This is a genomic window from Streptomyces cirratus (assembly GCF_014650775.1).
GTDB classification, from domain to species: domain Bacteria; phylum Actinomycetota; class Actinomycetes; order Streptomycetales; family Streptomycetaceae; genus Streptomyces; species Streptomyces cirratus.
Map to the genome: position 1 here is coordinate 1 of NZ_BMVP01000026.1, position 15135 is coordinate 15135.

Annotated in this window: 11 protein-coding genes and 3 pseudogenes; 7 read left to right on the top strand and 7 right to left on the bottom strand. The window is 67.4% G+C overall.

What is annotated here, in order from left to right; genetic code table 11:
* Window positions 1-127 precede the first annotated feature (127 nt).
* Together IE207_RS31515 and IE207_RS31520 are read left to right on the top strand one after the other, a co-directional pair.
* A pseudogene (locus tag IE207_RS31515) lies at window positions 128-352 on the top strand (ISAzo13 family transposase); the annotation flags it as partial.
* Window positions 353-1603: 1251 nt separating this feature from the next.
* A complete protein-coding gene (locus IE207_RS31520; RefSeq protein ID WP_308433699.1) occupies window positions 1604-2482 on the top strand; it encodes a hypothetical protein in 879 nt (292 codons plus the stop codon).
* A gap of 189 nt (window positions 2483-2671) precedes the next feature.
* Here the strand turns inward: IE207_RS31520 and IE207_RS31525 are convergent, their stop codons facing one another.
* Complete coding sequence (locus IE207_RS31525; RefSeq protein WP_190187762.1) at window positions 2672-3445, bottom strand: hypothetical protein; 774 nt, start codon at window positions 3443-3445, stop codon at window positions 2672-2674.
* Window positions 3446-3590: 145 nt separating this feature from the next.
* On the opposite strand from IE207_RS31525, the gene IE207_RS31530 reads away from it, so the two are divergent.
* Window positions 3591-4307, top strand: a complete 717-nt coding sequence (locus IE207_RS31530) for an HNH endonuclease family protein (RefSeq protein ID WP_190187763.1) — start codon at window positions 3591-3593, stop codon at window positions 4305-4307.
* A gap of 76 nt (window positions 4308-4383) precedes the next feature.
* Here IE207_RS31530 and ligA read toward each other — a convergent pair whose 3' ends face one another.
* The 3 genes from ligA to IE207_RS31545 form a co-directional block, all read right to left on the bottom strand.
* Entirely contained in the window at window positions 4384-6444 is a 2061-nt protein-coding gene (gene ligA / locus IE207_RS31535; protein WP_373304806.1) for an NAD-dependent DNA ligase LigA, read from the bottom strand.
* A 240-nt stretch (window positions 6445-6684) separates the two neighbouring features.
* The gene (locus tag IE207_RS31540) at window positions 6685-7164 is read right to left on the bottom strand and encodes an NUDIX domain-containing protein (RefSeq protein ID WP_190187764.1); all 480 of its coding nucleotides are present in this window, start codon (window positions 7162-7164) and stop codon (window positions 6685-6687) included.
* Window positions 7161-7649, bottom strand: coding sequence for an NUDIX hydrolase (locus IE207_RS31545; RefSeq protein ID WP_229874209.1), 489 nt, complete (start codon window positions 7647-7649; stop codon window positions 7161-7163). Before IE207_RS31545 ends, IE207_RS31540 begins: the two co-directional genes overlap by 4 nt.
* 633 nt (window positions 7650-8282) lie before the next feature.
* Between IE207_RS31545 and IE207_RS31550 the strand changes: the two genes are divergently transcribed.
* Window positions 8283-8639, top strand: coding sequence for a hypothetical protein (locus IE207_RS31550; RefSeq protein WP_190187765.1), 357 nt, complete (start codon window positions 8283-8285; stop codon window positions 8637-8639).
* Between the two features lie 37 nt (window positions 8640-8676).
* On the opposite strand, the pseudogene IE207_RS31555 reads toward IE207_RS31550, so the two are convergent.
* Window positions 8677-9482 (bottom strand): annotated as a pseudogene (locus IE207_RS31555) (IS5 family transposase); the annotation flags it as partial.
* A gap of 535 nt (window positions 9483-10017) precedes the next feature.
* Between IE207_RS31555 and IE207_RS31560 the strand changes: the two are divergent.
* Complete coding sequence (locus tag IE207_RS31560; RefSeq protein ID WP_190187766.1) at window positions 10018-10653, top strand: hypothetical protein; 636 nt, start codon at window positions 10018-10020, stop codon at window positions 10651-10653.
* A 117-nt stretch (window positions 10654-10770) separates the two neighbouring features.
* Here the strand turns inward: IE207_RS31560 and IE207_RS34275 are convergent.
* A pseudogene (locus tag IE207_RS34275) lies at window positions 10771-11130 on the bottom strand (transposase); the annotation flags it as partial.
* 112 nt (window positions 11131-11242) lie between these two features.
* Entirely contained in the window at window positions 11243-13132 is a 1890-nt protein-coding gene (locus IE207_RS31570) for an ATP-binding cassette domain-containing protein (RefSeq protein WP_190187767.1), read from the bottom strand.
* Window positions 13133-13518: 386 nt separating this feature from the next.
* Here IE207_RS31570 and IE207_RS31575 point away from each other — a divergent pair, with 386 nt between their 5' ends.
* Together IE207_RS31575 and IE207_RS31580 are read left to right on the top strand one after the other, a co-directional pair.
* Window positions 13519-13983, top strand: a complete 465-nt coding sequence (locus tag IE207_RS31575; protein ID WP_229874211.1) for a hypothetical protein — start codon at window positions 13519-13521, stop codon at window positions 13981-13983.
* A 190-nt stretch (window positions 13984-14173) separates the two neighbouring features.
* Complete coding sequence (locus IE207_RS31580) at window positions 14174-15091, top strand: hypothetical protein (protein WP_190187768.1); 918 nt, start codon at window positions 14174-14176, stop codon at window positions 15089-15091.
* Window positions 15092-15135 lie beyond the last annotated feature (44 nt).

The following is a 15135-nucleotide window of genomic DNA, read 5'->3' on the forward strand; positions in this document are numbered from 1 at the left end:
CCGAATCATCACACTGGTTACGCCCGACCAGGGCATCTCAACAAGATCCTGTTACGAGCTCTTAGGGCGTGCAGATCTTTAACTCGTTGCTTTCCGTTCGGTGGTTCGTTGGTCTGGCACGAGCGGGCTGGATGGGCAACAGGCCGTGCTGGCAGCCAAGTTCGAGGCGATTCTGCCGCACTTCGACGAGCGGCGGCGTCGCCTGCTGATAGGGGCGGAGGCCCAGCCCCTCGGCCAGGGCGGGATCGGGGCAGTCGCCCGTGCCGCCGGTGTCCGTGAGGCCACAGTGTCTGTCGGAGTGCGGGAACTCGACTCCGGAGGCGCCGTTGGGAACGCATTCCGCCGGCCAGGCGCTTACGTGCCGACCTACGCATCGGCGTACGTGTCGAGCGGGACCATCAGGACGCTGAGCTGCGACGACAGCTGATTCTTCCCCGGATAACCTCCGGTCCTCCTGCTAACTACTCGCCGATCGTCAGCCAGTCGTCGCCTATGCCGTCAAGGTCGTTCGTCCTCCCCTTCCGCTGCTTAGCTCTCGGGGGTGGGCGCTCCACCGTGACGGCGTCTCCTACTGTCCAGTATCGGTCTCGTAGTTAGCAGGAGGACCGACCCATCATGAAGCGTTACGTCGACATGGAAACCGGCGAGATCATCGATGCTGTGCGCTTCCACGCAATGCAGGTTCCGATAGCCATGGCGACCCGGGCAAGCCCCCCGAGGCGCCCGTTGACTGCTCAACCGAGTGGGGAACGGAGAGCAGGATTGGCGAATTTCGCGAATCCCCATCACCCCGGCCGGCGAACCCTCGGCCCCGGCACCACCGCCGCTCCGTGACTGACCCACCAGGCGCGCCCGCCCATCCCGCCTCCTCCAGGCCAGAGCCGGGCGCGCAGCTCACCCACCGCCGCGCACCACTCGTCAGTCACCAATCGTCGGTCACCACTCGTCAGTCACCACTTGTCGGTCACCACTCACCAAAAAAGTCACCGGACAACTCACCGGTGACCGCCCTTCCAGGTCAAGGAACGCCGGGACGGGCCGTAATCGAGCGCGGCCGCGGCGGCCGGGGCTGTGTCTCGTGTGCGCGACGGGCTGGTGCGTATGCCCGCGACCACGAGAGCACCTGACCTTCGCAATTGACGCGGCGCACGGCGAGTCCAACAGACTTCGCCTTGGTGCCCAATACGGTGTCCACGCCGCCCGGTGCGCGGCGTGGGCGGCGGGTATCGGAGATGCAGGACGGGAGGAAGACCGGGTTGACGCAGGCCGTGGTGAGCGAGCTGGACGAGCGGGTGCCGGGGCGGCGTTGGACGGTGCGTCTGGACGCCGCCGGCCGGGGCAGTACGGCGGTGCGTCTCTCGTGCAGCCGGCCCGGCTGCGCCGAGCAGCGTCTGCCGTCCGCGGCTGCCAGCCGTGCGGCTGCGGTCGCCCACATCAAGGCCCACCTGCGATCCGCCCCCGCCCCGAGACCCGCGGCGTACTGCGCGTGCCGGCTCGCGGACTGCCACACCCATCTTCCCCACACTGGTCGGTCGCGTATGGACCCCTGGCGGTGCGGCGGCCCGGTCGTCCTGGCCGTGGTCACCGACCGGGAAGCTCGCTGGTGGCAGGTCATGGAGTGCTGCTCCCGATGCGCGGCCGCCACCCCGGAGCGAAGACCGCCGCCACCTCCCAGCCGCCCACCGTCGCGGACCACCCGACCACCCCGGCCATCCCGACCGCGGGTGCGGGGGCGCCGCAGGTTTCCGACCACCCCGTCGCCGCCGGCCCGCTCCCGGCTCCCCGCACCACCCCGGCGCAGCGCCGCCCACACCAGGCGAAGATCGCCCAGCGGGTCATCCCCCATGATCTGCGGCCCGCAGCTTTGCGGGACGAACTCATCGAACTCGGTGACCTCTTCTGCGCCTACCAGCAGCGCGAGGAGCCCGACCTGGAGCTGCTCACCGGCCTCCAGGAACGCAAGGCCCGCGCCTTCATCACCTGGGCCGACGTCACCAGCGAGGGGGCCCTGCGGTGGGAGGCTCGGCGCGCCGAGCAGGCCGCCGCCACCGCCCGCCTCCAGCACCAGCAGCGCACCGGCGACATCACCGGCGACGACGGGCCGCCCGTGGACCGGCTGCTGAGCGTCTCGGGGCAGTGGGAGCACGCCCGGTCCGTCCTCGCGCACGTGGCCGGCCACACCCCGCTGCCCGGACCGGATGCGCGTCTGCTGGTGCTGATGCTGACCTTGCGCACCGCGCACACCGGCACCGGGAACCTCGTCGGCCAGGACCTCACCGCGCTCGGCCTGACCGATCCGCAGGACCTGGTCGAACAGCTGACCGGATGCGGCTGGCTGTCCCTGCCCGGCACGGCCGACGACCTGCTCGCCTCCCGGCCGGAGAACGCCACCCCGATCACCGTCCCCTCCCTCGCGCCTCGCGAGGATGGGACGGGCCCGTTCACGTTCGGCAAGAAGATGCGGCCCAAGCTCTCCGGCTAGGCCCAGAAGGTATCAACACTGGGCACACACCACCTGCCGTCGCTGCCTAGCGCCCGGAAGAGATCTTCTCGCCGACGGTGTTCCAGACCTCGGATACAACTGACCGAAGCGATACGTGACGAGCCAGCGAATGCACCTCCGCACAGAGGTGTACCACAGCCGTTTCAAGCGCGTCTGTCAGCCCGACGCTCATGGAGCTTGAACATGCCCACCGGGCAAAGCCTTCACATTGAACGCCCGCACGAGCGCGGTCCCGGGGAACAGCGCGGCGATCTGGCCAGTCATGACGATCAGCGCGCGTACGGCGGGAAGGCTCCGCCCGGCCACCGTGTACCCGACCAGACCAAGCGCCACCGGCACCAGCAAGATCAGCCACCACAACGGCCACCAGTAGAACGTCGCCAGGATCAGCACCCCGGCGACGGCTGCGGCCATGGCCCAGATGACGCGGAGCAGCCTGTCGAAAAGGTTGCCCAGGTCGATGCTCCACGCGGGCGGATCCGGCTCGTGGTGCATGCGGGCCCGCACAGCGGGCCACCAGTCGGTGTAGGCGTCCCACGGATCCACAAGGAGCAGCACTCCAGGCGCCCACAGGAAGGCGCCGACTCCCCCCGCGGTCCGGGAGTACCAGGTGCTGAGCGCGTAATTCAACATCGCGCCGGCCACGACCAGCAGCACTCCCAGGCTCCGGCAGGCCACCAGGACCACCAATCGCATCACGATCCGATCCTCGTCGTCCACCGCCTCCCCCGGCTGGGACGGCCCGGACGCCGGCAGTTCACTACCGAGCCGCTCCCGTAAATGCGCGCCCTCCTGCAAGAACCCCTCGGCTGTCGCCAACGCCCGCTCGACGTCGGCGAGGAAAAAGTCCTCATGCAACTCGGCCGGCAGCTGGGCCGCGACCGGCACGGCCTCCTCCGCACTCGGCGCGGCTGCTCGCAACCGGGCCAGCTCCTCCTGCAACGCGACGCTCTCCAGCTGCGCTCGCGAGGCCAGCAGCTCCGCCTCATATCGGGCCTGGCGCCCAGTCCAGCTGCGCCACCCGCTCGGGTGACTCGCACCCCGGCCCCCTGTCGGAAAGATCGGACAGCCCGGTACACCGGCGTATGTGATCAAGAACCTGCTGCGGCGCGGCCTGCCCGCCCTCGCCCTCTGCACCCTTCCCCTCCTCTCCTCCACCCCCACCGCACACTCCGAACCCGCAGAACGCGCCCTCGGGCAAACCGCGGCCGGCCCGGCCGGCGCACGTGCACCGCTGCCGCTCTACGAGGCGATCGACCGGCTGCCGGTCGCCCCGGAACACCGTGACGGCTACCGACGCGACCTGTACAAGCACTGGAACCGCGGACTGAAGCTGACCGACGGCTGCGACACCAGGAAGGAGGTCATCCTCTCCGAAGCCGTCGTCGCGCCGCAGGTCGCGGCCGGCTGCAAGCTGACCGGCGGATCCTGGCGCAGCGCCTACGACAACCTCGTCGTGACAGACGCCGCGCGCCTCGATGTCGATCACTTCGTGCCGCTCGCGGAGGTCTACGACTCCGAGCGGACGCCGTGGAACGCGGCACGGCGGGAGGCGTACGCCAACGACCAGAACAGCCCCGACACACTGATCGCGGTCTCCGCCGCCTCCAACCGGTCCAAGGCCGACAAGGACCCAGCCGAATGGCTGCCTTCCGACGCCTCCTACCACTGCACCTACGCGGCGACCTGGGTCGCCACGAAGCTCCGCTGGGACCTGGCCGTCGACGACAACGAGCGCCAGGCCCTCCTCGGACTCGCCGAGGACTGCCCCATTACCACCGTGGTCTACGAGAGGGCTGCCTGAATCGATGAGGCACACCGCACGCGGCCCGACGACGCGGCTTCGTCAAGGAGCACCCAGAAGCGGCCGTTGTGCGGTGTCAACTGGCGGGGACGAGGTCGGCGACGAGTGCGGCGAACTCCTCAGGGTCAAGGATGCGGATGCCGAGTTCTTCGGCCTTGGCGCGCTTGGACCCGGCCTTCTCGCCCGCCACCAGCAGGGTGGTGCGCTTGGACACCGATGACGATGCCTTTCCGCCGGCGCGCTCGATCAGCTCGTTCATCTCGTTGCGGGACAACGCCGCAAGAGGCCCGGACATCGAGCCGGTCATCACAACGGCTTGCCCCGCCAGCGGGGCCGACGGCCCGGCCGCCGCGGCCTCGCCGCCGCTTGCGTCGCCCGCGTCGGCCGGGGGCTTGTGCTGCGGTTCGGTGACCTGGGTGCCGACCTGCTGGGCCTGGAGCTTGTCCAGGAGCGGGGCGAGTTCGGCGAGTTCAGCCGCGATGACGCGGGCCTTCTCCGCCCCGATCCCGTCGACCCCGGCCAGCATGTCGGCATCCGCGGCGCGGATGGCGGCCATCGAGCCGAAGTGCGCGGCGATCCGGCGGGACATCGTGCGCCCGGTGCCGCGGACGCCGAGGGCGCAGAAGACACGGTTCAGTGCGGCGCCGCGGGCCGTCTCGATCGCGGTCAGGAGGTTGGTGGCGCTGGTCTCGCCCATCCGCTCCAGGCCGAGGAGCTGCTCACGGGTGAGGGTGAACAGGTCGGCGATGTCGCCGACCAGGCCGGCCTCAACCAGCTGGACGGCGCGCGTGGTGCCGAGACCTTCGATGTCGAGCTGGTCGCGGCCGGCTGCGTAGACGACCGAGGCCACGGCCTGACAGCTGCGGCCCCGTATGCACCGCCACCGCTGCTCGGAGGTGTCGATCGCATCCCCGCAGCGCGGGCAGACCTCGGGGAAGACGATCGGGGTCTCGGCGCCGGTGCGCTGGTCGGCAAGGGGTGCCTCGACGCGGGGGATGACGTCGCCGGCCCGGTAGACGAACACCTGGTCGCCGATCATGAGCCCGCGGCGGGTGATGTCGGACGGGTTGTGGAGCGTGGCGTAGGTGACTGTCACCCCGTCGATGACCACGGGCTCCAGGACGGCGCGGGGGGCGATGATGCCGGTCCGGCCGACGTTCCACTCCACCGCCAGTAGACGCGTCACCTTGTGCTCGGCCGCCAATTTCCGGGCCACCGCCCACCTCGGCGCCCGCGAGCCGTTCCCGGCCTGCCGCTGGTCCTCCGCGGCGTCCGCCTTCACGACCACACCGTCGATCCCGAACGGCAGGCCGGCGCGCAGGCCGGCGATCACGTCGATACGTTCCTGCACCTGCTCCACGGTCTCGCAGCGCAGCGGCGCAGCAGCCGTGCTGGCAGCCGTATTCGCCCCGAGGACAGCCAGTTTCTCCAACAGAGCCGTGTGGCCGAGATCGTCCAGGCCGATCGCGCCATAGGCGAAGAACGTCAGCTCGATCCGGTAGAGGCGGTCCTTCGCGCGCAGGGTGCCGGCCGCTCCGCTGCGCGGGTGCGCGAAGGGCGTGGCCTCGTGGGCGAGGCGGATCCGGTTGGCCTCCTCGAACTGGGCAGTCGTCAGCAGCACCTCGCCCCGCAGTTCAACGTCGACCGGCTCGGTGAGCACCTTCGGCAGGCCCAGGACGGCGTCGGCGGCGTGCGTGATGTCCTCGCCGGCCAGCCCGTCACCGCGGGTCAGAAGCTGAACCAGCCGACCGGCCCGGTAGCGCGCGGCCACCGCCAGGCCGTCGAGCTTGGGCTCCACACACCAGCCGGCCACCGGGCGGCCCAGGCGCCGTTCCAGCCCGGCCGCCCATTCCGCGAGTTCGGCGGCGTCGAAGACGTTGTCGAGGGAGAGCATCGGCACCGAGTGCGGCACATCGCCCTGCACCGCCCCGCCCGCCACCTTCCCCGTCGGCGACTCGGCGAGCACCTCCTCCGGGTGGGCCTCCTCATAGGCGGCGATAGCGCGCAGCAACCCGTCGTACTCGTCGTCACCGAGCGGGGTGGCCCCGTCGCCGTAGTACGCGGCCGACGCCGCCAGGGCAGTGGTCACAGCCTCCACGTAGGCGGCAGGGGAGAGCAGGGCACTGTTTTCGGTCATGCAGATCATCATGCTGCCCCGGACTGACAACGCCCGGGGCGCCGACCCGCCTTGCGGCACACGGTCTGGAGTACCGCTCGGCGAGAGGCATCGAAGGTGAAGATTGTGACCTGCGCGTGGCGGGCTTGGCTTGGCCTACACCGTCGAAGACCGCGGCCCCGGCTCCTCCCGGGCGGCGGCGGTCGCGGCGGTCCCGTTCGCACCAGCTCGGTGAGAGGCGGCACTTCTATGTGCCTCTGCTCAGGCCATGTCACCCAGGTACATCGTCTGCCATGTACCCGCAGCGGCCTGGGCAACGACGTCAGTGAGCTGATCGCGCAGGTACAGAGGGATCATGCGCAGCTCACGGACCTTGTCGAGCGGCACCCACTCGACGCCGGTGTGGGTCGGATCCGGAATGCTACCGCCCAGTTTGGACGGCTCCGATACCACCTCACACCAGAACAGGGCATCCACCCGGTGGTTACGGTCATACGCGATCGAACCATCCTCATGATTGGCGGGGATGTGTTCGCGTAGGAACAGCAGCTGTCCGGCGCGAACAGTCACCCCGGTCTCCTCCAGCACCTCCCGCTCGACAGTGCGGTGCAAGGGCTCGCCCAGATTCTGTCCGCCCCCGGGCGGCAGCCAGGTGTCCGGCTGAGGCCAGTTCCCCTTCACGAGCAGCACCTGACCGGCACGGACGACCAGGCCTGTCGCGGCTGTACGGATACGACTCATGTGGGCATCCCCTCTTGAAGGTAAGTGGCGCGGCCGACCAGGGCTGCGGCATGAAGTGCGGCCAGCGTCTGAGGGTGTGCGGCGAGGGGATCCGGAAGGTCAGTTGGGTGGTGGAAGGCGTGCTGGTCGTGTTCGGGGCTGAGCTGGATATGTTGCCCGACGGGAAGCCTTTCGGCGAAGAAGTAGTCCACGACGGGCCCGGTTCCAAGGACGTTGGTCCTGTGGTCTATGCCGATGAGGCAGGGTTTCGAGTCCAGCGTGATGCCAGTCTCCTCGAGCATTTCTCGGCGGGCCGCAGGCCAGGGGTTCTCGCCCTCATCGACCATGCCGCCGGGCAGCCACCAGGTGCCGCTCGCGTCTTCTTGGCCGGGGCCATACCGGAGTAACAGCATTCGGTCGTGGTCGTCCAGCAGCATGACGCACGACGCCACGAGAGCCTGCGGCTGCGTTTTCACCCACTTCTCGCGGGGAATCCAGTCACCCACCTACGTCTCCCTCCCAGCGGTCAGCGGGTCGCAGGCCCGGCTGTCCCAGGTGAAGAGACTGCCCCTCATGACACTGGCACATCCTTCTGGTCCAGGAGATCGGGCCGTCACCCGCAAATCAGGGAGATCACCGAAGCGGCTCGGCGAAGCACAGACAACGGAGCAGAACTAAGGCAGAGCAGACCAGACCCCCCGGCCGCGGACCAGCGGGGCCCGCATGCAAGGGGTCACCAGGCTCGGATTCGTACCCTCGGCCGGTATCGCTGCTCCTTTGGCCGGCGCCGGACAGGGCCGCGCTGAGGGCTGGCGGGCCACGATGGGTAGGTGGTGGGGAGGAGACCGGCGACGAAGACGGCGAAGGGGGTGAGGACGCGGATGCCCAGCTCTTCGCCCTTGGTGCGCTTGGAGCCGGCCTTCTCGCCCGCCCACTAGCCGCCGTGGTCGCCGCCGTGGTCCTGGCCGCTGCCGGAAACACCGAAGCCGCCACAGCTGTAGCGGCGATCGGGGCCGCGGCACTCGGCTTCGGTGGCGTTCAGATCACCGTTCATATCCGGCACTAAGACGTCGTTTCTTTTGGGATGGCGATCTGCAAGGACTGGCGGGTTCGATGCTGATGACACAAGATCGGGTTCTATGTCCCAGGCTGCATATGTTCAGAACACGCACCTCCTGCGCACGAGCGCGTTCGATCTCTGGAGGCGGCTCAGGAGCCTTCTCGAAGGCCAGGGACTCGACCCGGCGACGACAGTGCTGGTCAACCTCTTCCCGGACGGGGGTGACCACGAGTTCGGCCAGTGCATAGATGAGGACGGCCGTGTCTACTCGTTCGACCTTGTCTACGACCGAGAGACGCCCAAGGCGGAGAACAGGGCCGTCCTTCGCAACTGGACCGACGTCACTGACACATGGCAGCACCGTTCGTTCGCGGACGAGATCGCCAACGCCTTCATCTGGCGTCCACCATCGCGCAAGACCGCCCTGCCTGCCTGATCACAGGCAAGGCGTCAACCGGGCCGCTCGGACTCACTTTCTGGAGGCGGCGGTGGCAGATAAGAACCGCTGCTATGCCGACGAAGGCGAGGAAGTGTTCGGCCTTGCGTTCGTAGCGGCGGTGCAGCCGTCGGCAGCTGGCCAGCCAGGACACGGTTCTCTCGACCACCCAGCGGTGCCGACCCAGCCGCTGTGAGGACTCGATTCCCTTGCGGGCGATGCGGTGGCAGATGCCGCGTTTGCGGAGCCATCGGCGCAGGTGGTTGTAGTCGTAGCCCTTGTCGGCGTGCAGTTTCGCCGGGCGCCGGCGTCTGGGGCCGCGGCGGGAGCGGATGGGCGGGATACCCCGGACGAGCGGCTCCAGACTCTGGCTGTCGTGCATGTTCGCGCCGGAGATACCCAGGGACAGCGGCAGTCCGTTGCGGTCGGTGATCAGGTGGATCTTCGATCCGAGTTTGCCGCGGTCGGTCGGATTCGGTCCCGTCAAAGGCCCCCTTTTGCCGCCCGCAAGCTGACGGAGTCGATCGCACACCGCGACCAGTCCAGCTCACCCCGGGCACCGAGTTCGTCGAGGATCACACGGTAGAGCCGTGCCCAGACCCGGTCCCGGCTCCACTGGGCGAAACGTCGGTAGACCGTCTGCCAGGCCGGCCCAAACACCGGCGGCAACTGCCGCCAGGTGCAGCCCGACGTCGCCACGAAGATGATCGCGGCCAGTGCCTCACGGTCACCCGCCCGACTTCGGCCGCCGCCCTGCGGGCGTATCACCTCAGTGGGTGGCACCACCCGCCGAAACAGCACCCACAACTCCTCCGGCACCAACCGCTGCACCAGATCCGTCATGCACGGCTCAACGAACGATCACGCCATAAGAAACGACCTCTAAGGGGGGTTCAGGGGCCAGCTCACAAGCTGGCCCCTCACGCACATCGTCAGCACCGCCATGACGTACGGGGTGGCCGGCGGGCTAGCAGTGAGGCCTGGCGAGTCCGGCCACCCGTTTCATAGGTGATCGCGGCCCGGCTCGTTATCCGGACGGGGAAGAAGAAGGGGCAGCACCCCTCCGCTCCGACCGTCATGCGCATGCTGCGCGAGCACGACGAGCGGACGGCCGCAGCACAGGCAATATCACCGCACCACGGCCCCGAAAGCCCGACGAACGACACACAATGTTGCCTTCCGCTGCACAGGGTCTATCCATTCGCTATCGCATGGGGCCGGAAGGATCTTTGTAGGAGAGGGCTAGCGTGAGAGGTATTGGACGTCGGTTGCGCCGTATCCCTGTGGGATGACATCGGAGTCGTCGTTCTTTCAATAAAACTCGAAGGGGCAAGGTGAATCGCGTCCGGCGCGAGCACCACGTACCCAGGGAGTAATCATGACTGTCACGGTCCGGAGGCGAATCCCCCGGCTTATTTGCGCTTCCTGTATCAGCAGTGCGCTCCTCGTATCCGCAGGAGCTGCCACAGCAGTAGCAGCTTCACAGTCGCCCACGAACGCCTCGGTCCAGACGGCGCCCCGCGACGACACCGGCGACACCGGCGGCGGAGACGCCGACAACCACAACACCGACACCGGCGACACCGGCGGCGGAGACGCCGACAACCACAACACCGACACCGGCGACACCGGCGGCGGAGACGCCGACAACCACAACACCGGCTCAATCAGCAGCGAGCGTGATCGTCGACTCGCTTGCGAGAACGCTGACCGCACCTGGGTAGAGACCAACAACGGTTCCTACTGCGACCTTCACACTTACAAAAAGACGGAACAACCTAATCTCAACGAGCGTCTCAGGCTCTGTCTTACGGTCAAAAGTCACTCCGGCTGCCGGGCGACTGCCGACAAGTATGTGATCGGCGGGAACGAACCCGTAGCGGGGGCCAAGTGCACCTTGAGTTTGGCTGGAGTTGCTCAGCCCAAAATAGGCAAGTGGGCTTTGACAATGAAAGGCGGCAAGGCTTTTTGGAGTTGCACAGTGGCTGCAGCTAGGGCCGTGAACGGGCACTAAGACCGTGTCCGCCAGGCCCTCTGACCCTGCAACCGACCACCCTTGCTGACGAGCCGCCTGCGGTTGGCGATCTGGCCGGACGGGTGTGGGTCAGGCCCGTGATCCTGCGCCTGCGCACCAGCCGGCCACCGGGCGGCCGAGGCGCCGTTCCAGCCCGGCGGCCCATTCGGCGAGTTCGGTGGCGTCGAAGACGTTGTCGAGGGAGAGCATCGGCACCGAGTGAGGCACATCGCCCTGCACCGCCCCGCCCGCCACCTTCCCCGTCGGCGACTCGGCGAGCGCCTCCTCCGGGTGGGCGTCCTCGCAGGCGGCGATAGCGCGCAGCAACCCGTCGTACTCGTAGTGCGATCCCGTCTGGAACTTCCAGGCGATCGCATCGATCACCTCACGGTGGTCCCGCCATCGGCCACCCCGCCGCGGCGTCCTATCTGGGAGCAGGGGCTCGATCCGCGACCACTGCGCGTCAGGCAACGTCACGCCCGGGCCAAGAGTCGACGACCGGAATGAAACGACCGTACCGCCTCGCTCGATGCGGGCTACTGCCCTGTCGCCCGAGGCTGGTCGCGGTTTCGGAAAACTTTGTGTTGGGTCAGCGGTCCTGGGAGAGCGCGAGTAGTTCGGCGAAGGTTCCGCCGCAGTGGACCAGGTCCTCGTAGTGGCCTTGCTCGGAGATCCGGCCGTCTTCCAGGACGATGATGTGATCTGCGATCTTTGTGTTCTCTAGGCGGTGGGTGACCATGATCGTGATGCGGTCCGTCGCGATGGCCTTGATCCGCTCGAAGACCTGGTGTTCACCGCGTGGGTCCATTTGCGAAGTCGGCTCGTCCAGGATCAGCAGCTCGGGCTTGCGGTACAGGGCCCTGGCGCACGCCTCGCGCTGCCACTGTCCGCCCGAGAACTCGACGCCACCCCAGATGTCGCGGGCTTGGAGGCTGTCCAGGCCGTTGGGGAGGTCCTCAACGGCTTCCCGCAGGCCGACCGCGTCGATGGCCTCCCACACGGGTGCGTCGTCGTGGGTGCGGGGCTGGCCGAGCGTGATGTTCTCGCGCACCCGCAATGGCCACCTGGCGAAGTCCTGAGGGACCAGGCCGGTGAGACGCCAGACAGTGGCCGGATCGGTGTCGGCGAGATCGCATCCGTTCCAGGTGACCTTGCCCTTGTCGGGGAGGTAGATCCCGGTGAGCAGCCGGGTCAGGGTGGACTTCCCCGAGCCGTTCGCTCCGACGATCGCAAGGATCTGGCCGCGTTCCAGGGTGAGGGAGATGCCGTCCACCGCGGGCTTGTCCTTGCCGGGGTACTGGTAGACGACCTCGTCGAGCCGGATCTGCTCGACCGGGCCGCTGACCTCGCGCGGGCCGCGGCGGGGGGCACGGGCGGCGGCTTCGTCGAGGAAGGACTGCATGTCGTTCAGGTAGAGGCTGGTGTGGAAGACGGCGGCGCAGTTGATGACGACCTGGGAGAGCGCGGCGAGCGCGGTCTGGACGGCGATGACGGCGGTGGCGGCGATGGCGGGTTCGATCCGGCCGGTCACTGCAAGCCAGGCAAGCGCCCCCCAGGTCGCGAGGAGGAAGCCGCCGCCGGCCAGCGCGGAGAGCAGGGAAATCCGCAGGGTCCGCGGTGCGGCTGCCAGGTTCCGCCGGTCACATCGGTCGGACAGGGCCCGGTACCAGTAGACGAGGTAGTCGGTCATGGAGTTGGCGCGGACTTCGTCGCCGTACTGGGAAGCGGTGGCCCACCAGCGCATCATGCCGCGCACGTTGCGGTCGGAGATGTTGGCGTAGTGGATCTGGTAGTCGACCCTGGCGGTGAGGACGGCGCCGAATCCGGCCGGTAGTACGGCCAGGAGCAGCAGGGGCAGCATCATCAGGCTGAGCAGGGACAGGACACTGCCGGCGGTGATCAGGCGGATCAGCGAGGACATGAACCGCTGCGCGTCGGTGACCATCACGTGGGTGCGCACCACCCCCATCTCGGCCGCCTCCTGCCGGTCGGAGAAGCCGTCCTGCGCGTAGGCGGCGGCCTCGACCCGGCAGACCGCCTCGACCAGGGTGCTGTCGGTCTCGGAGGTCAGAAGGGGAGTGATCCGTCGCTCGGCGTAGGTGGCTACGGCCCCCGCGAGGCGGTTCATCGCGGCGGCGAGCGCGATCACGAGCAGCGCGGGCAGCGCTCCTTGCAGACGGGCGGCCGCACTGCCGGCGGCGAGTACGGGCCCCATCGCGCGGGCGGTGGCGGCCAGCAGCACTGCTGCGGATACGCCCGTGACGATCTGGCACGCGATGAGGAGCCGAACCGCCTGCCGGTCGGTCTGCCACGACAGGCGGCCGATCCGGGCCAGGACCGACGGAAGCATGGCGCACATCTTCAGGAAGGAGACATCGGCGAGCGGATTGACGGAGTACTGCCCGCTGTAGGTGATCTCCGCGGGCGGCGGTGGAGGCGGAGCTCCGGTGGGTTTGCTGTGGACGTCGGATGTGGTCATCGGATCCCCTGGATCGCCATTCGGACGTTGTCGGTGAGGTCAACGACAGCCGCCGATTTTTCGAACACACGTCTTTCGGTCGACCCTGATTTCCCGGGATAGAGCGTGCGGCGGACCGTGGAAGCTACACCGACCCGCTGGCTACAACGCGGCTGCCACAAAAGGGGGTTGGCCGAAACGCCGAGGTTCTCAAGCGGCGCACAGGCACGAGCGCGTTGGTGCGTGTCGAGGCGGGTCGGCTTGTAGAGTGCGAGGCTTCTCGTACGCCACGCACCCCTGTGGAGCCGGCTGTGTACGAGCGTCGGTCATGAACTCCCCCACTGCTGCTCGGCGCCGCCCGGACCTGTGGCAGCCTCGCGATCCACGGCCATCTGCACCAGCGGCTGGTGACGGTGGGCGGACAGCTCGGCAGCGCCAACCCGGACACCGGCGCCCAGCATGATCACCACGCCAAGCTGTCCGCGGACGCCGCCGAAGTCTTCTGCGATCTGAAGAACCCCAAGGCATCGCTCGCCTGGAATCGGCGGGCCGCCGCCATGCCAGCCGGGGTGTTCACACACTCGGTCGGGATGCGGCTCGTGATCGTGGGGACCGCCCACCTCCAGGCCCGCGACCTCGACCAGGGCCTCGAACTGGGCAACCGGTCCATCGACATCCTGGCCCGCGTCCAGTCCTCCCGGGCCAAGGACTACGTCAGTTCAACGCCGCCCTCACCCCTTGGCGCCGCGAGCCGACCGTCCGCGACTTTATCCACCGCACTCGTGCCGAACTTGGAATCCCTGCCTGCCCCCCCTGGCAGGGGGCCGTTCATCCAGACCAGCTGCTCAGGCACTGGACCGGCAAGGGGCTGACCTGCTGCTAAACGTTGCCGGGGTGTCGAGACGTTGCCGACACCGATTTTTGGATCGATAGAGAGGAAGCTGATCAAGCACAGGCCGACCCGGACGCAAGTTCGATTATTGAATCAGGCAGGCTCGTGAGCTGCCAGTTTCTGTGCTCAATCCGTGGATGTAGCAGCCTTTGCGCCGTTAGAGTGCTCGCGTGATCAGAGAGCAGTGGAGCGGGGGCGAATGGGAGGCGTACTGTCGACGCCTCCTGTCAATGCGCTACGACTCGAACATTCAATTTATTCCTGCTCGAGACAGGGGTGACGGCGGCCTAGAGGCATTTCGGTTCGATGGGGTCGGATACCAGTGTTATGCCCCAGAAGACGCTTACACCATGGAATCGCAAACGACTGCGCAGAAGCGCAAGATGACGAAAGACCTCAAACGACTCTGTGATGACGTGGAGGGCACCTGTCGACTGCTGGGCGACGTTCGACTGCACACCTGGATCCTCATGACTCCGGAGTTCGACAGTCGCTCCCTCGTTGAGCATGCACAGAAGAAGAAAAAAGACGTTTCAGAAATCCTGCCTCGCCCCAAATGGCTCGCCGATGAATTCAAGGTAGTCGTCATCACGGATGAGGAGTTCGCTTCGGAGCGGACACGGCTCCTCGGTCAAGTCGAGACAGAGCTGCACCTCAGCGTCCCCGATCCCGACGAATCTCTGTGGAATGCCAGCGAGGGAAACGAGATAGCCGACCGAGTTGCGGCAAAACTCTCGGTAGTACCTTCTCTGGCCTCCGACCCAGAGTGGCTTATCGACTATCGTGACGAAATGCTTCGCGTTTACTTCCGCGGCCAAGCTCAAATGGACCGCCTCAAGGTTGACTATCCTCCTCTCTATGCCGCGGTGGAACGCAGACTCAAGTCCGTGCTCTCTACCCTGACGATGACTGTTTCCGGCATGGATAAACCGGGGACCGAGGTGATCGAAACCCTTGTGCGCAGATTGTCTGAGGGCCTGAAGAATGACGCGCCAGGCCTCTCCCGCGTTCTGTGCGACGAGATTGCCTGGCATGCAGTGTCTAGCTGGCTAATTCGATGCCCCCTGCGTTTCAGGAGGGCGGCCTGATGTGGTCAACTCTCCCCGATAGCATTCTTCTCGAATCTATCGAT